At 63.4% G+C, this 18,790-nt stretch carries 15 protein-coding genes; 8 read left to right on the top strand and 7 right to left on the bottom strand.

Going from position 1 to position 18,790, the window contains the following annotated elements; all coding sequences use genetic code 11:
- Window positions 1–680 precede the first annotated feature (680 nt).
- On the top strand, window positions 681–3,263 hold the full coding sequence (locus tag A4R35_RS04130; RefSeq protein ID WP_112426810.1) for a serine/threonine-protein kinase: 2,583 nt from the start codon (window positions 681–683) through the stop codon (window positions 3,261–3,263).
- A 180-nt stretch (window positions 3,264–3,443) separates the two neighbouring features.
- On the opposite strand, the gene A4R35_RS04125 is transcribed toward A4R35_RS04130, so the two are convergent.
- The 6 genes from A4R35_RS04125 to A4R35_RS04105 all read right to left on the bottom strand — a co-directional run bounded on the left by A4R35_RS04125 (window position 3,444) and on the right by A4R35_RS04105 (window position 6,045).
- The gene (locus A4R35_RS04125) at window positions 3,444–3,977 is read right to left on the bottom strand and encodes a hypothetical protein (protein ID WP_112426808.1); all 534 of its coding nucleotides are present in this window, start codon (window positions 3,975–3,977) and stop codon (window positions 3,444–3,446) included.
- Between the two features lie 174 nt (window positions 3,978–4,151).
- Window positions 4,152–4,499, bottom strand: coding sequence for a helix-turn-helix domain-containing protein (locus A4R35_RS04120; protein WP_112426806.1), 348 nt, complete (start codon window positions 4,497–4,499; stop codon window positions 4,152–4,154).
- Window positions 4,500–4,768: 269 nt separating this feature from the next.
- On the bottom strand, window positions 4,769–5,059 hold the full coding sequence (locus A4R35_RS04115) for a helix-turn-helix domain-containing protein (RefSeq protein WP_189361309.1): 291 nt from the start codon (window positions 5,057–5,059) through the stop codon (window positions 4,769–4,771).
- 17 nt (window positions 5,060–5,076) lie between these two features.
- Complete coding sequence (locus A4R35_RS24160; RefSeq protein WP_189361307.1) at window positions 5,077–5,271, bottom strand: hypothetical protein; 195 nt, start codon at window positions 5,269–5,271, stop codon at window positions 5,077–5,079.
- Between the two features lie 226 nt (window positions 5,272–5,497).
- On the bottom strand, window positions 5,498–5,755 hold the full coding sequence (locus tag A4R35_RS04110) for a helix-turn-helix domain-containing protein (protein WP_223258184.1): 258 nt from the start codon (window positions 5,753–5,755) through the stop codon (window positions 5,498–5,500).
- Window positions 5,756–5,811: 56 nt separating this feature from the next.
- On the bottom strand, window positions 5,812–6,045 hold the full coding sequence (locus tag A4R35_RS04105; protein ID WP_112426800.1) for a helix-turn-helix domain-containing protein: 234 nt from the start codon (window positions 6,043–6,045) through the stop codon (window positions 5,812–5,814).
- A gap of 138 nt (window positions 6,046–6,183) precedes the next feature.
- On the opposite strand from A4R35_RS04105, the gene A4R35_RS04100 reads away from it, so the two are divergent.
- From A4R35_RS04100 to A4R35_RS04060, 7 genes are all read left to right on the top strand, one after another.
- A complete protein-coding gene (locus A4R35_RS04100) occupies window positions 6,184–6,867 on the top strand; it encodes a hypothetical protein (protein WP_112426798.1) in 684 nt (227 codons plus the stop codon).
- Window positions 6,868–7,463: 596 nt separating this feature from the next.
- Complete coding sequence (locus A4R35_RS24155; protein ID WP_189361305.1) at window positions 7,464–8,042, top strand: hypothetical protein; 579 nt, start codon at window positions 7,464–7,466, stop codon at window positions 8,040–8,042.
- Between the two features lie 262 nt (window positions 8,043–8,304).
- Entirely contained in the window at window positions 8,305–10,926 is a 2,622-nt protein-coding gene (locus A4R35_RS24150; RefSeq protein ID WP_189361303.1) for a hypothetical protein, read from the top strand.
- 167 nt (window positions 10,927–11,093) lie between these two features.
- Window positions 11,094–13,583, top strand: a complete 2,490-nt coding sequence (locus tag A4R35_RS04075) for a serine/threonine-protein kinase (RefSeq protein ID WP_112426788.1) — start codon at window positions 11,094–11,096, stop codon at window positions 13,581–13,583.
- A gap of 264 nt (window positions 13,584–13,847) precedes the next feature.
- Window positions 13,848–16,334, top strand: coding sequence for a protein kinase domain-containing protein (locus A4R35_RS04070; protein WP_189361301.1), 2,487 nt, complete (start codon window positions 13,848–13,850; stop codon window positions 16,332–16,334).
- Between the two features lie 175 nt (window positions 16,335–16,509).
- Window positions 16,510–17,421: a R2-like ligand-binding oxidase gene (locus A4R35_RS04065; RefSeq protein ID WP_112426784.1), complete on the top strand. Its 912-nt coding sequence runs from the start codon at window positions 16,510–16,512 to the stop codon at window positions 17,419–17,421.
- A 253-nt stretch (window positions 17,422–17,674) separates the two neighbouring features.
- Entirely contained in the window at window positions 17,675–18,109 is a 435-nt protein-coding gene (locus tag A4R35_RS04060) for a thiol-disulfide oxidoreductase DCC family protein (protein WP_112426782.1), read from the top strand.
- 59 nt (window positions 18,110–18,168) lie between these two features.
- Here A4R35_RS04060 and A4R35_RS04055 read toward each other — a convergent pair whose 3' ends face one another.
- Window positions 18,169–18,675, bottom strand: a complete 507-nt coding sequence (locus tag A4R35_RS04055) for a hypothetical protein (RefSeq protein ID WP_112426780.1) — start codon at window positions 18,673–18,675, stop codon at window positions 18,169–18,171.
- Between the last annotated feature and the right edge of the window lie 115 nt (window positions 18,676–18,790).

Below are 18,790 nucleotides of genomic sequence, written 5' to 3'. Positions count from 1 at the left end.
GAATATGGCCTTTTTGAGAGGCTGATTCGAAACTCGGCGAGGGCTGGCCAGAAATGCGGTCGGATTCTGACCGCATTGGCCTCTGGACGCAGCGCTACTGCCTGTGGTATACTCGAAAATGCCATGCTGCCTCTTCAAAACTCGCCCCTTGCGGTTTGCAGAAGACGAGTTTCGAGAAAGGTCGTAAGACGATGTATGCTGGACGCGAAGGAGGAGGGGAAACGAGCCTCTCAGATGCCAAATTGGGGCCTCAGCAGAGGGGACGATCCGCACGAGGATACTGAAAGTACGTGGTATACTACAAGATAGTGAGAAGTGAGAGGCAAGACTGATCTGACTGGCGCATGCGCGGATCGTTGTCCGCTCCTGACCGCCTGGCCGCTCCCGTGGCCATAACCAGGACTGGGCCAGACGACGCGACACGGCTCTGCACGGCCTTGCCCTGGCCAAACAGCCCAGGCTCCAGGCTGCTCCATCCTGTACGCTCGCGCAACTGCAACGACAACAGAGCAGCTCGGCCAGCAGCCACCAGGAGACGATGACGAACCAAGCTCTGCCCCTCTCGTTCGCCAGCCAACTGCTTCGCTCGGGCAGCGCCTGCCTGCCTCTCTGTCTCTCTATCTATCTCTGTCTATCTATCTGGCTGTGCTCGTATACGAGGCCGGGGAGGGCTTTCGTCTATGACACGCGATCAGGGGCCTGACGAGGACGGGCATCAGGAAATCACACGACAGCAAGCTGCCAGCGCTCGCATCGGCAATTATCTCTTGCTACGCCGCCTCGGGCGTGGTGGCTTCAGTACCGTCTATCTGGCCCGCCATCTGATCCTGCAGTCGCGCCCCCCGGTAGCCCTCAAACGCCTGTTCACTCCTCTCGATTCTCCCGAGATTCGCGCTCGCTTTATCGAAGAGGCCCGCCTGCTGGAAGAACTGCACCATCCCCATATTCTGCCGCTGGTCGATGCCGGCATCGATGAGGAGGGTTTCCCCTATCTGGTGACGCTCTACGCCGCCGGCGGCTCTCTGCGCGACCGGCTGCGCCGCGCCTCGGGTCGCCCGCTGCCGCTGGAGGAGGCCCTGGCCATTGTGGCCCAGGTCGGCAAGGCCCTCCACTATGCCCATGAGCGCGGGGTGATCCATCGCGATTTGAAGCCTGAAAATGTCCTCTTCACCGACCACGGTGAGGCCCTGCTGGCCGATTTCGGGATCGCTTTCTTGCTCGGCTCGCGCAGTCTGGAACAGGCCAGCGTGAGTGGCACGCCCGCCTATATGGCCCCCGAGCAGTTCCGCGGCCAGGTCTCCCGCCAGAGCGATGTCTATGCCCTGGCCTGCCTGGCCTATGAGCTGACGACCGGCCACCGCGTCTTTGAGGATCACGATGCTCTGGTGCTGATGTATCGCCATACGCAGGAGGAGCCACAGCCGCCACGGGTCTATAATCCGCATCTGCCGGCCCCGATCGAGGCGGCGATCCTGCGCGGGCTGGCCAAGGAGCGCACGGACCGCTATGCCGATGTGCCGAGCTTTGTGCGCGCGCTGCATGCCTTCCGTCCCTTTGGCGGCCCCGGCCAGGATCTCGGCGAGACGGGGCTGATGGCCGGGCTGGACGATGAGACCGGCGCCGGCCCGGCGGAAGACGATGCGGACTGCGAGTCTCCGCTCTGGGATACCGCAGGGGCACGAACGCCCGACCTGCAGACGCGGCTCGCCGCGGCGGATGATGGGGAGCGTCTGGGGAGAGGCTCGCCGGGCAGTGACTGGAGATGGCCGGCTGCCTCGCGACCGGCTGAGCCTCCTGCGGAGAGGAGCAGGGAGCGCTGGACGCCACCCGGCCCATCAGGCTACGGGCCAACTCTGCAACCTCCTGCCTCTGGCGCTGGCCGGGGAACCCCTGAACGGCAGACCGGTCCTGCGCTTGTCTCATCAGCGGTGCAGGCCAGCGGCCCCGGCATCATCGAACTGGCTCGCCTCTCTCGTCCCTCGCCTCGCCCGACGGACCGGCCAGCCAGCCAGGAAGGCGCGCAGACACGGGCGCTGGCCGCCCTGGACGCAGGGACAACCGGTCTGCCCGCTTCGCCCCGCAGAACGCCGCTCGCCTGGTTGACGGGCTGGGGCAGGCGCGGCCTGGGAAAACTGGCGCTGATCTCGCTGGCAATCCTGCTGGCCGCCCTGCTGCTGATGAGCGGGCTGCCACTGAGTCGAGGGCTGCTGCTCTCGGCCAGGGTGCAGATTGTCCCGGCGACGCATACGCTGCAGCGCACTTATACGCTGAGCGCTCGCGTCGGCGCCCAGGCCGATCCGGCTCGCTTGCTGGTTCCCGCTCGCCTGCTCTCAACGCCGCCCCAATCGCAGTCTCGCCAGGTCTCCGCCTCCGGCCACGCCTCTACCCCTGGCACGCGCGCCCAGGGCGTACTGACGTTTTATAATGGCAAATTTATTCCCCAAGCTGTCCCCAAGGGTACTACTATTACTGCTTCTAATGGAGTTAAAGTTTCTATTGACGCTGATATTTCAATACCTGCTGGAAATCCTCCTAACTTTGGGCAAATAAGTGTTAGTGCTCATGCTGTCGATTCTGGATCGGCAGGTAATATTAAAGCGCTGGCGATTAATCAATTCTGCTGTACGTCCGATCAAACTATTACTGTCAAGAATCTGCAGCCTTTCACCGGTGGGCAAGATCCGCAGAGCTACACCTTTGTCCAGCAGAGCGACATCGATAACGCCGCGTCGGCGCTCACCCCGGCTCTCGTTCAGAGCGCACGCGCCGCCTTCGCCAGCCTCAAGAGCGCCAGCGAAGAGAGCGTCGGTGATCCGCAGTGCGCTCCCCAGGTCAGCAGCGACCACCGCGCTGGCGATCGGGCGGCCAGCGTTACCGTCAGCGTCACTGTCGCCTGTAGCGGCCTCGTCTACGACCGCAATAGCGTGACCACCCTCGTCACCGCCCTGCTCAACGCCGACGTCGCCCGCAGCTACGGCGGCGGCTACCGTCCAACCCAGCCGATCCAGACGCAGATCAGCGCCGCGCGCGCCGGCGATCAGAGCGCCGTGCTCACTGTCCAGGCCAGCGGCACCTGGCGCTATCAATTCAGCGCCAGCCAGCTCAACGCCCTCAAACAGCTCATCGCTGGCCGTGATCCTGAACAGGCCCGCACCATCCTGCGCCGTCAGCCGGGCGTCGCCGACGTCACCCTCAGCCTGGCCCTCGGCCAGAGCACCCTGCCCACCGATCCCACGCGCATCACCATCACCGCCAGCCCCTGAGCGCAGCGCCTCCCTCCCTGTCCGGCCCTGCAGACGATGGCCAGCACCAAAAAGGCGCCAGGCACGCTCTGCCTCACTGCGAGCGAGCGCACCCGCGCCATTCTATCCTCATCTATGCGCCTCGCCGGCGGGCCTGGCCTGCTCAGGCCCCCTCAGCTCACGCCTGCCCTCTGGCCCTCGCTAGAGACGGTTAAGGGCGATCTGCGCCAGGCTCTGCTCAAGATCAAGCTGGCGATGTCCCGGGCTGAGCGCCTCCACCACCAACACCGTGTTGTCCTTGAGCACCGTCAGCAGCGTCTCCTGCCCAAAAGATGAACTGCGCTGCGTCTGAAAGGCCGCGTCGCCCAGGCTCACCGTCGCCGTCTGTCGGCTCAGGTCCAGGGCCGCGCTCTTGGCCTGATTATAGAGCTGCTGGGCGCTGGCGGCATCGGCGGCGATCGAGAGCGCCAGCGAGGCCCGCGCTACATGGCTGTCCGAGGCCGAGGTGTAGAGACACTCACTTACCGTGGCGTTCTTCGGCTTGCTCACTACCTCCTGCGGCTGCGACCGTACCGCGGCACCCAGTACCTGACGGGCCTCATCCGTCGTGATCAGCGAACAGGCCGAGGTCGTGGTCGCCACTTGCTTGCTGCTACCACAGGCGGCCAGCAGGAGCAGAGAGAGACCAACCATCAGCAGTAGAGCAGCCTTGCGAGGGAAACGTCTTCCACGCATCGAAGCACACACTCCTTTTTTCTGACACTGCAATCTACTATCCACAATCTACAATCCACAAGCGCCGGAACCACAAAGCCAGTGAGCCGGCCAGCGGGCATCAGTGCACCACTGCCGGCTACTGTCAACCACGCTCTACTCCTACCTCTTTTGCTGCCTCCCCCAAAAGTCAGATCAGGGTATGGTGCATTCCCCTTCAGTTTGCTCACGCTGCTCTGCACTGCTGATCAGGTCAGAGGGTGATGACAAATGAACTTGCTGCCGCTTGCCCTGGGCCTTCACACGACTTCTGGTCTTTTGTGGTGGCTCTGGCTCCTCCTCGTCTACTGTCTCGATTAAATCCTCGACACGGACGTTTAGCGCCTCAGCAAGCCTCGCCAGTGTGGTAGTCGTGACTTCGACGTATGGATCGTGAAATATGCGGCGAATGGTGTTGTAAGCCACCTCAGACTTCGTGTGAAGCCTGGTCATCGAAAGACCCTTTGCTTTTGCTACTTCCTTAACCCGTAGCCGGACTTTCATGGCTTGAGAATAACCTATTCTTGCCCTTGACAGTAGAGTGCTTGACGTGGTACCATTCTAAAAGCGACATCTAAATGGCGATTTTGAGATGGCAAATGTAGGCATGAGGGAAGGAGGAGCCACAGTTAGGAGTCAAGGAGAGGGAGGTACGCAAGGGTGGCCAAAGTTGGGGAGAAAAAGGGCCTGCCACCTCTCGTCTCGTGTCCGCCGCAGGGGGCAGGACGCGGGAGGGAGTGGTGGTCAGGCCCTCCAGATGAAGGGAGGAACAGTTAGGACGATGGGAAAGAGAATCTGCTCCGTGGCTGATAGCGGCGAGGAGGGCGGGCGCGCTTAGGAGGTGCCCCGGGGGGCGTCTCCTCATCGGGCAAGAACTCGATCAGCGTATGAGCCTGCACCCCCAGCGCCATCGCGATCTTGACCAGCGTACGCAAATTCACCTGTGCGTACGGATCGCGGAAGATCCGGCGCACGGTGCGATCGTTAAGATTGGCGGCCTTGCAGAGGGCGGAAGGAGTAAAGCCCTTCGCTTCGGCGATTTCCTTGACGCGCAGTCTGAACACGGTCAGCTCCTTCCTGATCAACGAGAGCGGGCTATGGCTCCGGGACGGCGCCGATAGGGACACGTATGCGGGCGACCAACGTGGAGGCACTTTTTGCTCGGGCGCACCATCGACACGTCGAGCTGTGCCATTTTAAGAATATCATCGGCAGGCTTAAAGAGGATTTTCAGAATCAAGAAGCGGACTTTTCTCCCTTCGATCATCCGCGACACCTCGACTGGCTCCTTTCACAACAGAACAAAACAAGCAGACAGTAGATCCATTGACTGGACAGTAGATGGCAGAGTGTGGCAAAAACGCGCTCAGCGTGCCAGCGCCCTGCGTCGGGTCTTTCCATCGCAAAGACAGAGTGTATGCCTGGGCGACTCTGGCGCATTCGGATAGAGAGAACCCTCCTATCTCTATGGACGATGATTGAGGGAAAAAATCAAGCATGGATTAGACGGGTGAATGTTTCCGAGGGCCGGCCAGCCAGGTCTCAGATGCGTCCGCCTCGTCGGGCACATCTTCAATGAGATCAGCAGTGGAGACGCCGAGTGCCCGCGCGATTTTCGCCAGCGTCGAGAGATTTACCTCTTTGTATGGATTGCGAAAGATGCTCTTGATCGTACGGAAGTTGACGTCGGCAGCTCGGGAGAGTGACGACATGTTGAAGCCCCGAGCCTCGGCAACCTCTCTGACTTTGAGCCGTACCATTTGCCACCTATGCCCTTTCAACCTGCTTCTTGTGCATCAGGCGTATCGTCACCCGGCTATGCCTGGGGCGCTGTTGGCGGCTGATCCTCGTCGGGTACGTCTTCGATCAAATCAGAGGTCGAGACTCCGAGTGCCCGGGCGATCTTCGCCAGTGTTGAGAGATTTACTTCTTTGTATGGATTGCGAAAGATACTCTTGATCGTGCGAAAGTTGACGTCGGCGGCTCGGGAGAGCGACGACATGTTAAAGCCCCGAGCCTCGGCAACCTCTCTGACTTTTAGCCGTACCATTGCACTGGTATCCTTGATCTGGTAGTGCCCTGATTCTACCAGTCTAACCAGCTTGACAGAATTGAGATCGTAATAGTATTCTCTTGATAGATGCTAATTAGATACTATTACTATGATATCAGCCCTGGAGGAACATCTATGAGTGGCAGTGAGATTGCCCGCCTGCGGCGTCAGCTAGAGGCCGAGTATCTGGCCGGGCGCTGGGCCTTGTATGGGTTAGCGTGTGGCTGGGCCAAGCACGAGTATATTCAGCGGCGGCTGCGCAACATGGAGGAGTATCAGAGCAAGCTGGCTCAGCTTGTTGGGCCGGAGCGGGCCGCGGCCATCGTCTGTGAAGTCATTGACGACGTCCGTGACAAGGATCGGGAGCAGCAGGCCCCTGGCCAGACGGCGAGTGAAGAAGCGACGCCGGAGGGAGAGGGCAAGGTGGGGATTGAGGAGAAGGCGCGGCTGAATGGAAACGGTCTCAATGGCAGCGGTGCTGGTGCCGGGCAGCCGCTCGCGGAAGAGAAAGCCGCTCTCGACGAAGGGGAGCGCGAGCCGATCATCAAGAAAACCCTCTGGCTCCTGGCCTATCGGCATAGTGAAGAAGAAGCTGACATGATCTACCTCTTCTATGCGGTCAGCGACGAGGAGGCCAGGATCATTGCCGACTTGAAGATGGAGCAGGGCGGGCGTCACTGCTGTCTCCTCATGCTCCGCAAGCTGCCGGCGGGCTTTGGCGTACCCTATGGGCGCTATCGTGGCTGCATCCATGTTCGCCCGGACGGCAGCATTATCGAAGGTGACTATCTCAAGATGCGGACCGTCACGCGCGATTGAGCGCATTCGGGTTAAGGAGGCCGAACCAACCAACGCCAGATACCTCTCTCTCTTAACTACCGAGTGGTCCGCTTGCCTTTGTCTGTCTCTTTCGAGCGCGGGAGAGCTGGGGGAGGATGCTGACAGCAGCGCCTCCTCTGGCTCTCCTTCTTATAGCCATAGGATCTATAGCAACCGCAGACCAGGACCGGCAAGCGAGCCACCTGCCTGCTTCTCCTGGCCGCCCGGGCCAGCTCCTCGCCTGCTATCAGTCCGTTCATCGTCTACCTCTCCAAGCAGATTCCCGGCCCAGCCATTGCCGTAGGCGGCCAGGATGGGGTATATATACCTCTAAACAGGCATGATCTCGGGAGCATTCTCACCCCGAGCGCAGCGGCTGAGTGAGAAGCGGGGGGACGTTCCCCGAGTGCCGAGCAAGTGTAAGCGCACGATCCTTGTTTTGGTGCCGCCGCCGTCGCCGAATCGTCGTCGAAGCCAGCCTGGGAGAGCAGGGATCAGATCACTCCTGAGCGAAGCGGTCAACGAGCAGAGCAAGTCGGTTCTGGTTGAACAGACAGACCAGACGAGACGAGAAGAGACGACAGGAGAGAGCGACAGTGAGCGAACGAGAGCGACAGGCAGGCACCTTTGTCCAGGGACTCCTCATCGAGAAGCAATGCGACTACGACTCCTTCTATCACCTCACCTTTCTGCTGCGCAGCAGCATTCTGCTGCCGGTCTTCAGCAGTGCCTCGCGGTTGATCGGATCACAAGGGAAGTTGGGGGCGCAGCTCCAGGTAGGGAGGAACTACCATCTGCTCCTCCTCATCCGACCGCGGCAGCTCAAATACCGCCGTCCGGAGGAGCATGCGGGAGCCGGAGCAGCGAGCAAACCGGGGCTGGCGGCTCTGGCCCTGCGGCAGATTGCGCGTGATGCGCGGGGAGTCTCAGGTGAGCGAGTCATCCTGCAGCACCATCCTGTCTCGGGGCGCATTGTTGATCCTGACTGGGAATGGGAGCGGCAGCGCTACATCCTGGTCGAGACAGCGGTTGGGAGGGCAGTGCTCAACCGCAAGGCAGCGGAGGACGACCTCAAGGGCAGGGGAGGCGAGCTAGCCGCGGGGGGTCTACTGGAATGGGAGCTATGGCGCAGCGAACTCCTTGCCCTGCTCGATGGCGTGGGGGGTCCAGCCTAGCCGATGGCCGGGGCTGGCTGGTCGAAGCGAGCCACCGCCGATGTCGGTCGGTCGGGAGAAGAAAGTGAAGAGGAGTGGAGTGAGGTAAAGCGAAGCCAGCGAGCCTGCGGCACGGGGTGCCGTCTCTGCCTTTGCAGCCGGAAAGCGGGCGTCTGCTTTACAAAATGTGGACGTCGGCGATTGCGCGCACCGCGAAGGTAGTGTACAATGTATCAGGTTCAGGCGAAAAGGCCATTTCTTGGTACATGCGAGGGTAAGGCTGATGAGACAGGCAGATGGCTCAGAGCTGCTCGGTGCAGGCGATCCACGTGCAGAAGAGATCGGCGTTATCTACGTTGCGCCTACTGATGAGCGAAAAGATGTCCTGACAGCGATTCTGACCCAGGAGAAGCTTGGACGCAAGCAGATAGCCATTGTACTGCCAGAGCAGAATCGCGCCTTCCAGCGCCGCGTTGATTTCGAGGTGCTCAAGATGCGGCGCAACCCGCAAGCGCGCCTCATCTTCATCGCCCCACCGCGTTCGGAGCCAGCGGAGTACGCGCGCCAGCGGCGCTTTCCGGTCTACTCATCTCTTGACAATTACGTACGCTCGCTACAAGACATGTGGGAAGAGGACGGGGCAGAAGAAGGTCAGGGGCCAGCCTGGTCGCAGCGCCTGCGCCGTCTTCTGCGATTGCGCGAGCGCAAGAGCGCGGGGGAGGGAGAGGGAGAGAGAGCAGCCCCGGGAGCTGAGCAGCAGCAAGCGAACGATGTCCGTCCTGAACCATCACGACCCGCCTTTAGAGGGACCTCACCAGGTAGTGCAGCGGCAGCAGGAGCAGCAGGGGCAGCAGCGGCTCTGAGCTGGAGCGCCCTGCGGAGCGAGCAAGAGCGGAGTACCAGAAACAGAGCGGCGGAACCCGCGGGGAAGCAGAATCCCGGCAACACGGGGGCAAGACCCTTCCCGGGAGAGGAGGAAGACGAAGAGCTGCCGCCGATCTCGCTGGCAGCGGCTACCCCTGCAGGACCAGAGGCCGAAGAAGCGGGAGCGGGAGCGCAACCGGAGTCGGCCCCAGCAGCGGCGCCGGAGGAGGAGGCTTCCTCACCGATCTCCCCAGCAGCGGCAGGAGCCGCGGGCCTGGCTGCTGGGGCGGCAGCGGCGATGGCCGCCGAGGAGGCCCAACAGCAGCAACAGGAGGGAACAAGGGCGAGAGCTGTGCCGCCGCGCTCGCCGGCAAGCGGAGCGGGACCGGGTATCATTCAATTCCCCCATTCGCGGCGGATCACGGCCAAGCTACCGGTGGCGAGCAATGCCTATACACCCGAAGCCGAGCCGGCGCGCCGGGGTAGCCCATTGCCGTCAGACAGAGGAACAGCTATAGGGGCCGGGGCCCTGGCCGGTGCGGCAGCGGGCGCGGCCTTCGGCGAAGCGGGAGCGGGTGCAGGAGTCAGCGGAGGAGGGAGTGGCGCCAGTGGCGCAGCGGGAGCGGGAGCAGGTGCCGGCGCAGGTGCAGGTACAGGAAGCGTGGCGCCGCCGAGCGGTGTTTCGACACTGCCCCCGCCGCTGACACCGCTGCGCCAGCGTGGGACCAGGCAGCGGCGACGGGGACCGTTCTGGCTGGCACTGGTGGCAATTCTGTTACTACTGCTGCTGATCGGTTGCGGAGCGCTGGCCGCGATTAATCCGAAGCTATTGGGGCCGGTAGCGGCCATGATGCCCTTTGGGTCGCCGGGGGCGACGGTGACGATCACGCCGGCCAGCGTCGACCTGAAGAACCAGTACCTGATCACCGGGGTGACGGGCCAGCCAGACGCGGCCCAGCGCGAGATTCAGGCGCGGGTGCTGACGGCGACGCCGGCGGCGCAGACGAAGACGGTGCCAGCCACGGGGCATGGTCAGACACCCGGCGTGCAGGCTAAGGGAACGATTACGTTCGTGCATAGTGGAGGTACCTGGGAAAGCGTGCTGAAAGGGACAACCTTCCCCTTGCAAAATGGGCTGAAGATTACCACCGACGAGACCGTCAGCCTGCCGCCAACAGCTCCGCCAAACTTTGTGTCTCGTACTGCACGCGCCCATGTTGTCCAGGTGGGAAGCATTGGTAATCTGCCAGCAGGAGCCATCAATAACCAGCTCTGCTGCGGCAGCGTTGACATTTTCGCCACCAGCAGCGCCTTTACGGGCGGGCAGGACCCACAGAGCTTCACCTACGTGCAGCAGAGCGACATTGACAACGCCGCCAACCCGCTCAAGGCCAGCCTGGCCCAGCAGGCCCAGCAGCAGTTTCAGCGCCAGATCCGGCCCGGCGAGCAGCTCGTCAGCCAGCCTAGCTGCAACACCAGCGTCAAGAGCGACCACCAGGCCGGCGACCACGCCAATAGTGTGACCGTCACCGTCTCGGCCAGCTGCAGCGGCGAAGCCTTCGACAAACAGGGAGCCTTGCGCCTCGGCGCCAGCCTTCTCAGCCAGGAGGCCGGCAAGAGGCTGGCTGCGGGCTATGCCCTGGTGGGCCAGATCATCACCACCATTGACGGGGCCACGCCCATCAGCAGCGGCGGCGGCAGAGGCAGCATCTCGATCACAGTGACCGCCGAAGGGCGCTGGGCCTATCAGTTCGACGACGCCGCCAAAAAGCACCTGGCTCAGCTCATCGCCGGCAAATCGAAGAGCGAGGCCCTGCAGCTCCTGCAGCGGCAGAGCGGCATCAAAGAGGCCGACATCGCCATCTTTCACGGAAGCGATCGGCTGCCGAGCGATGCCAGCCAGATCACAGTGACCATCGGAAACGTGAGCGGGCTGTCGCCGGCCCCCAGCGCCAGCACGACGCCGGGCAGCCCGCTCCCAACGACCACGGCCACAGCCGCACCCAGCCCGGGCGCATCCCCAATCTCGGGCAAGGGCTAGCGGGCGCCGGGTTCGGCTCGCGCCTTGCACGCCAGCGCCAGCAACGGGACATACAACATTCTCTCGTAAAAACTGCGCAATAAAAACGTGACCTATTCTGAATCCAATACAGGCCGGGATAAAAGCTTAGAAAGCAGTCACTGGACGAACCGGGGAGGGCTTCGTCTATGGGACAAAGCAAGGAGCCGGAGGGGCGTCAGGAGACTGGCCTCTCCCTCCTCGGCGACTATGAACTCATCCGCCGGCTAGGGCGTGGCGGCTCCAGCACCGTCTACCTGGCCCGGCATCGCTTCCTGAGCCGCTGGTCGCTGGTCGCCCTCAAGCGCCTTCAGACCCCGCTCGACTCAGGCGAGGGACAGGCCCGATTCAAGGCTGAGGTCCACCTCCTGGAGGGACTGAGCCATGCGCACATTCTTCCCCTACTCGACGCCGGCCTCGACCAGGAAGGCTGCCCCTACCTGGTGACCCAATACGCCGCAGGTGGCTCGCTGCGCCAGCGACTACGTCAGGCTGGCGGGCGACCTCTCCCGCTGGCCGAAGCGGTAGCGATCCTGACTCAGGTCGGGGCAGCCCTGCAGTATGCTCACGAACACGGCATCATCCACCGCGACCTCAAGCCGGAGAACATCCTCTTCGCCGCCGATGGTCGGGCCCTGCTGGCTGACTTCGGCATCGCCCTGCAACTCGGCTCGCGCAGTCTGGAGGCCGCCAGCCTGAGCGGCACCCCAGTCTACATGGCCCCTGAGCAATTCCGCGGGCAGGTAGGACGCGAAAGCGACCAGTACGCCCTGGCCTGCATTGCCTACGAGCTGTGCACGGGACGGCGTGTGTTTCCAGAGCAGGACCCGCTCGCCCTCATGTACTGCCATACGCAGCGGGAGCCAGAGCTGCCACGGCGCCTCAACCCGCAGCTACCGCCGGAGGTAGAGGCCGTCATCCTGCGCGGTCTGGCCAAAGAGCGCCACGAACGCTATCCCAGCGTCAGCGCCTTCGTGACGGCCCTGGCGGCCAGCGCAGAAGATAGAGCAGCGTGGCCGGGAGTAAGCAGCCAGCCCAGGAAAAGCGCCATCTGGGGCGAGGAAGAGGAAGAGAAAGAGATCAGCGCAAGCGAGCATAGGCGGGAAGGCGACTATCCAGCCGATCCCTTGCCCCAGCTTCCCACTCGCCGGCTCCTGACCCAGGGAGAGCTGGCAACGCCCGCCACGCCTCTGCCCGGGCCAGAGCAGCCAGCCTCATGGCAACGCTTCCCACAGTTGCGCCGTCTGCAGGCGCAGCGAGCGCAGCGAAGCGAGAGAGGCAGAGACAGCCAGACGAAAGCGGTGGTGCCCCCCCAGCTCCAGCGGCTCGGGAAGGCTGCCAGCCCCGTGGCCCCCGTGTCACCTGCAGCCCGCTCTCACAAGACAGCCCGCATCAATCCAGCAGGGGCAGCTCAAGCAGCGCGTCCCAGGGAGCGAAAAGGCCACTGGCGCTGGCTGGCCCTGCCTGTAGCCCTGGTGCTCCTGCTCCTGGCGGGGAGCCTGGTTATGGCCTACAGCGACCCGGCGGCACTGGGACCGCTCGGTGAGATTCTGCCGATCGGGGCCCCGCTGGCCACGGTCCACCTCACCCCAGCCAGCGTCTTCCTCAACCAGCAATACCTGATCACTGGCGTGACGGGGACAGCCAGCGCGGCCCGACGCGAGGTACAGGTGCGCCGCCTGAGCGCCACGGTCAACTCAGCGGCGAAGACGGTTCCAGCCACGGGCCACGGGATGACAGCCGGGACCCAGGCACATGGGACAATTACGTTCTACAACGGCACGGGCCTCAGTCAGGTCGTTCTCAAAGGGACGGTCCTGGTAGTGAGACAGGACATTAGCATCGTCACTGACGAAACTGCCTCAATGGCTCCTAGCCCCGACCTTGACCACCGCACCACCAGCACTGTCCCTGCTCACGTCTTGCAACCAGGAAGCCTCGGGAACCTGCCTGCTGGAGCACTCAACCAGTACTGTTGCGACCAGGCCCTCGCTATTCAGGCCATCAATGGCCCCTTCACCGGTGGGCAAGATCCACAGCCCTACACCTACGTCCAGCGCAGCGACCTCGACAACGCCGCCAACCCGCTCAAAGCCGGGCTGCTGCAGCAGGCTCAGCAGCAGCTCCTGCAGCAAGCGCACAGCGGCGAGCGCGTCGTCGGCCCCGACTGCAGCACCAGCATCAAGAGCGACCATCAGATCGGCGATCACGCCAGCAGCGTCACCGTCAGCGTCAGCGCCACCTGCAACGGCGCCGCCTACACGCCGCAGGCCGCCCTTGACCTGGGCGCGGCCCTCCTGCGTCAAGAAGCCGCCCGCCACCCCGGAGCCGGCTACAGCCTCGACGGGCAGATCAGCACCACCATTGCCGACGCCAGCCTCAGCAGCACTGCCACCAACCAGAGCGCCGGCGCCATCATCACCGTGAAAGCGCAGGGACGCTGGACGTATCAATTCAATGAGGCAGCCAGGCAGCGACTCAGCCAGCTCATTGCCGGCAAGCCGAAGAGCATGGCGCTCCAGCTCCTGCAGCAGCAACCCGGAGTCAGCAGAGCCAGCATCAGCATCGCCCGCAGCGACCCGGACCGGCTGCCCACAGACCCGGGCCAGATCACCATCGTCGTCGAAAACAGCACCTGACGACCAAAGAGGCAACATCAGCGACACTCGCAGAAGTCATCGCGCAGGAAAAACCGCCACTGAGGAAAACGTCTATACTGGTAGGTCACCAGCCGACGGCTGTGGTACAATAAAACGACAGCCAGAGCAACGAGGCACTCGACAGGAAAGAGAAGCTGGCCATCGCCGGTGCGCCGACCAGAGAGCGGAGCGGGGCCGGCCCTTCCTGACCCCCATTCACAGACACAGCCACAGATGAGACGAAAGGATAGAGAGGCAGCAGGCATGCTCGCGTTGGAAGGCAGGCAGCTCGGCAACTACGACGTCATCCGGCGCATCCGCGTCGGAGGCATGGGCGCCGTCTACGAAGGGCGCCAGCGTACCGCTTTTGGCAGGCGCGTCGCCATCAAAGTCATCCTCGGCGACTATGCCAGCGATCCCGACATGCGGCGGCGCTTCGCCCGCGAGGCGCGCACCATCGCCCGCCTGCAACACCCGCACATCCTGCCGCTCATCGAATTCGGCGAAGAGCAGGGGCTGCTCTACCTCGTCATGCCCTTCATCGATGGCGGCACCCTCACCAGCTACCTGCGGCGCATCTACCGTCCCCACGTCACCGGGCGCGAGCCGATCCCTTTCAACCTGGCCGAACTCATCGACATGTACCTGCAGCTCCTCGAAGCCGTCGAACACGCTCACGGCGAAGGTCTCGTCCACCGCGACATCAAATCCTCCAACGTCCTGCTGGAACTGCCGCGCAGCGGCGTCCCACACGTCTACCTGGCCGACTTCGGCCTCGTTCGCCCGGCCCGCCAAGCCGAAAGCCAGATTGGCCGGCCCATCCCCCTGGACCAGGTCCCCGGCACTCCGCAATACATGGCCCCCGAGCAGACGCGTGGCATCGTCACCCCCCTCACCGACATCTACGCCCTCGGCGTCCTCCTCTTCCAGATGCTCACCGGCGAACTGCCCTACGACGACCCCGACGACATCAAAGTCATCCAAATGCAACTACGCGCCCCCATCCCACGCCCCTCGCGGCGCAACCCGCGCGTACCAGCAGCCTTCGACCACGTTGTCCGCAAAGCGATGGCCAAGCGCGACGAAGAGCGCTTCCAGAGCATTGCCGTCCTGCGCGAGGCCGTCATCCTGGCCCTCGAAGAAAGCCAGACCATACCCGCGGCGGCCCAGGAAGCGCAAGAAGCCTGGCTGGAGCCTGCCCCCGCACCTGAGCCAGCGCCACAGCGCTCGCGCCCGCAGCCATTCCAGGACTACGACTACGCCTATGACAGTCCCGAGGAACCGCAGATCGAAGAACTGCCTCCCGAGGAGGACATCGCCGCCGCCACCACCCTGCCCGACGTCACCGCCGAAACCCTCTCGCGGCCCAGGCCCATACCCGATTACCGCTCGCGCCACGAGCCGCGCACCGTGGCCCTCCCCATGCCCGAGCCGCTCACCATCCCACGCCGGGGTCGTCCGCCCGCCCTACCGGCCCAGGGCCGCCCGGCCATCCAGCGCATCACCGAAGAGCCACAGCCACCGCTGAGAAGGCGAATCCGCCCCCCAACCAGCAGCAAGCGCCCCCTCTCACTCTTCGTGGCCATCGCCCTGATCGTCATCGCCATCCTGCTGCTCCTTCTCTTCGCCGCCCGCGGCCTCAACATCGGGCTGTTCCCGCCGGGCGTCCCCCTGCTTGGCGCTGATCCCACCGTCGTCATCACCATCAACGCCCAGAGCCGCACCCTGCAGGACACCTACCTGCTGACGGCCTCGCCCCAGGTCCAGACCATCGACCTCAACACGCGCACCATCCCTGCTCGCCTGCTCAGCGCCAGCCGCAGCCTCGCCCAAACCGTCAGCACCACCGGCACTCGTACCACCCAGGGAAGCAACGCCCGCGGCCTCCTCCTCTTCAGCAACCACGGCCTGCAGCCAGTCACCGTCCCGGCGGGCAGCACCTTCAGCGGCAGCTCGGGCATCAGCGTCCGCCTCCTGACCACGGTCGTCGTACCGCCACGCCAGAACGACCAGGACGGAACCGCCGTCGCCGCCGCCCAGGCCGTCAACCCCGGCGCCCAGGGCAACATTCCCGCCGGCGACATCGCCCAGCCCTGTTGCGGGCGCCCGACCCAGATCCAGGTCACCAACCCCGCGGCCTTCAGCGGCGGCAGCGATGGCCAGACCATCCACATCGTCGCCCAGGCTGACCTCGATCACGCCCGCCAGATGCTTCTTCCCCAGCTAGAGCATCAGCTTGCAGACCAGCTACGAGCCGCTCTCAAAGAGGGGGAAACCCTGGCTGGCACACCAAACTACCAGGTGAGCCTCACAGCCGACCCACCGCCCGGCAGCCAGGCTGACCAGGTACGCGTCCAGCTTCAGGTCACAGGCAGCGCCACTGCCTACTATCCCGCCCAGGCCCGCCAGCTTGCCAGCGACCTCCTGAGCCGCCAGGCCCAGCGCACCCTTGGAGCGGCCTACCAGCTGCAGCCTCGCAGCCTCAGCGCCTCCACGCCCACCGTCACCGACCGAGGCAACCACGGCCTCACCTACCTGAGCGTCAGCGTCCACGGCACCTGGAGCTACCGGATCAGTCCCCAGACCATCGCCCGCTGGCAGCAGGACCTGCGCGGTACCAGCAGCGAAGTCGCCCAGACCTATCTACGTTCCCAGCCTGGCGTCGCCTCCGTCCAGCTCCGCCTGCCCTTTGGCAGCCAGACCCTCCCCCAGCGCGCCGACCAGATCCAGATCGTCGTCAATAGCCAATAAGGCCGGGTGAAGCCAGAGCTGGCTGCCCACTCCCCTTGACAGCCAACCGGCATCACAGGTATCATTGAAAATGATGACTGACTGGTATTCAGTCAGTCAGTCAGTCAGTCGAACGCAACGATCGGCGGGAGCACCAGCCCCAAGCAAAGACTGCCCAGACAGAAAGCAGGCAAGCATGACACAGAGCACACACGCCGCCTTCATCACCACCAGCGAGCGCGGCCTACGCCACGACATCCTCCCGATGCGCCTCTACCACAAAGCCAAGAAACTCGGCATCTGGGACCCGCGCGCCATCGACTTCTCCCAGGACATCCAGGACTGGCAGCGCCTCAACGAGGGCGAGCGCGAAACCCTGCTCTACCTCAGCTCGCTCTTCCAGGCCGGAGAAGAGAGCGTCACCCTCGACCTGCTCCCTCTCATCCTGACCATTGCCCGCGAGGGGCGGCTCGAAGAAGAGATGTACCTGACCACCTTCCTCTGGGAAGAAGCCAAACACACCGAATTCTTCCGCCGCTTCCTCGACGAAGTTGCCCACGAACACAGCGACCTGCACCGTTACCACACCCCCAGCTATCGCAAAATCTTCTATGAAGAGTTGCCCCAACGCATGCATGCCCTCCTCAGCGATCCCTCGCCCGAGGCCCAGGCCCGCGCCAGCGTCGTCTACAACATGATCGTCGAAGGGGTCCTGGCCGAGACCGGCTATCACGCCTATTTCAACATGCTGGAGCGCCTCAACATCCTTCCCGGCCTGCGCCAGGGCGTCAGCTATCTCAAGCGCGACGAATCACGGCACCTGGCCTATGGCGTCTTCCTCCTCTCGCGCCTGGTCGCCCAGGAGCCGCGCCTCTGGGACGTCATCCAGGCCTACATGAGCGAGCTCCTGACCTACGCCCTGGGCGTCATCAACGAGCTATTCGAAGCACGAGAAACACAGGAATCGCCTGCCTTCGACCTTCAGATCGACGAATACCTCTCCTACGCGACTGCCCAATTCCAGAAGCGCCTCGAGCGCATCGGACGCGCACGTCGGCAAAGCCTGGAAGAAATCTACCAATCAAGTGAGACAGACGAACCGGCATAGCCTTCTGTTGCAGCGTCTCCTTCTTACCACTATGTATGGTCACCGCTCATCTGGCCCCCTGAGTCGGCAAAGGCTCAGGGGGCCACGGCCTGCACACTGCTCCCCCCCGGCGGATGATCCCGTCCTCAACCGGAACCGGAATATGCTATAGTAAAAACAGCCAGCAAAAGAAGAGAGGAGGGCAACCCCAAACGGCCCCAGCTCGCTCGCCCCGCCGCCAGAGACAATAGCGAGGGCCGGGGCCAGTCTCGCTATGTCCGATCAAGCCTATCGCCATCCCGTCAAAGCCATCGTCATCTTCGACGGCAGTTGCGACTTCTGCACCGCTACCGCCGAGCTCCTGCGCCGCCTGGACCGGGGCCGGAGAGTGACCTGCCTTCCCTTCCAGATCCCTGGCCTGCCCGAGCGCTACGGACTCAGCGTCAGAGCCTGCGAAGAGAGCGTCTGGACCATTCTCCCGGACGGACGGCGCTACCGCGGTGCCCAGGCCCTCGCCTGTACCCTGGACCTGCTAATCGGCTTCCCCTTCTGGCAGCGTCTCTACCGCCTGCCCGGCCTGGGGCCGCTCACCGAGCACCTCTATCGTTGGGTGGCCGCCCACCGCCAGTATCTGCCGGGCGTCAAACCCTTCTGCCAGCGCCCCAGGGCCCCCTGCGGTGCCAGCCAGCCTGAGTCGCCGCAGCGCTAAGCCCGGTCCGCCTGTCCCGCCTGTCTTCCCACCACCGCCCCAGCCACCGGCCAGGATCTTCAGGACTCCTCTGGCTCCGCCGGCAAAGCACCGCTACGCAGAGCCTGACGCACCTCTTCCACCTCACGCTCGTCGTGAAGATAGCGCTCGCTATAGGAGCGCTGCCAGATGCGCAACGGCGGCGTCGGACTGGGCGCGCGCACCTGCTCCAGATGAGCCAGCCAGGCCACCGCCACCAGCGACTTAAAGGACTCCACCACTCGCCCCAGCGTCATCGTCCGATTGGTATTGCCCTCAAAGGAGAGAATAAACTGCACCTGCCGCGGCCCGATCACAAACGTATCCAGCGTCAGCCCGGGAAAAGGGCGAGGCAGAGCCTGCCAGGTCTCCTCTAGAATCCGGCGCAGTGCCGGGTCCTCAAAGCTTGGCGCATACGGCTCCGCCTGCAACGTCACCAGGTAGGTCCCCGTCCAGCCATAGTTATGCGTTGGCAAGCGCAGCGGGCGCCCCACGAGGCTTTTCTCATAGCGGGGAGTCGAAGGAATTGCCGTCTTCTTCATCTGCATACGCCACACACCTCTTTCCACCTGACCTCCACAATTACTGAAGCCAATGACCACATTCTCATACAAAACGAGAATATTTTACAAAGGAGAGAAAAAACTGAATCATGCGGCAGCT

Source organism: Thermogemmatispora tikiterensis (genome assembly GCF_003268475.1).
GTDB lineage: Bacteria > Chloroflexota > Ktedonobacteria > Ktedonobacterales > Ktedonobacteraceae > Thermogemmatispora > Thermogemmatispora tikiterensis.
Note: the sequence above shows the minus strand (reverse complement) of the source record. Positions and strands in the feature narration are given on the sequence as shown.

Excerpts from the sequence above, each read along its gene's own strand:
- A4R35_RS04130 (WP_112426810.1), top strand. The coding sequence starts at position 681 with ATGACACGCGATCAGGGGCCTGACGAGGACGGGCATCAGGAAATCACA.
- A4R35_RS04125 (WP_112426808.1), bottom strand. The coding sequence starts at position 3,977 with ATGCGTGGAAGACGTTTCCCTCGCAAGGCTGCTCTACTGCTGATGGTT.
- A4R35_RS04120 (WP_112426806.1), bottom strand. The coding sequence starts at position 4,499 with ATGAAAGTCCGGCTACGGGTTAAGGAAGTAGCAAAAGCAAAGGGTCTT.
- A4R35_RS04110 (WP_223258184.1), bottom strand. The coding sequence starts at position 5,755 with ATGGTACGGCTCAAAGTCAGAGAGGTTGCCGAGGCTCGGGGCTTCAAC.
- A4R35_RS04105 (WP_112426800.1), bottom strand. The coding sequence starts at position 6,045 with ATGGTACGGCTAAAAGTCAGAGAGGTTGCCGAGGCTCGGGGCTTTAAC.
- A4R35_RS04100 (WP_112426798.1), top strand. The coding sequence starts at position 6,184 with ATGAGTGGCAGTGAGATTGCCCGCCTGCGGCGTCAGCTAGAGGCCGAG.
- A4R35_RS24150 (WP_189361303.1), top strand. The coding sequence starts at position 8,305 with ATGAGACAGGCAGATGGCTCAGAGCTGCTCGGTGCAGGCGATCCACGT.
- A4R35_RS04075 (WP_112426788.1), top strand. The coding sequence starts at position 11,094 with ATGGGACAAAGCAAGGAGCCGGAGGGGCGTCAGGAGACTGGCCTCTCC.
- A4R35_RS04070 (WP_189361301.1), top strand. The coding sequence starts at position 13,848 with ATGCTCGCGTTGGAAGGCAGGCAGCTCGGCAACTACGACGTCATCCGG.
- A4R35_RS04065 (WP_112426784.1), top strand. The coding sequence starts at position 16,510 with ATGACACAGAGCACACACGCCGCCTTCATCACCACCAGCGAGCGCGGC.
- A4R35_RS04060 (WP_112426782.1), top strand. The coding sequence starts at position 17,675 with ATGTCCGATCAAGCCTATCGCCATCCCGTCAAAGCCATCGTCATCTTC.
- A4R35_RS04055 (WP_112426780.1), bottom strand. The coding sequence starts at position 18,675 with ATGCAGATGAAGAAGACGGCAATTCCTTCGACTCCCCGCTATGAGAAA.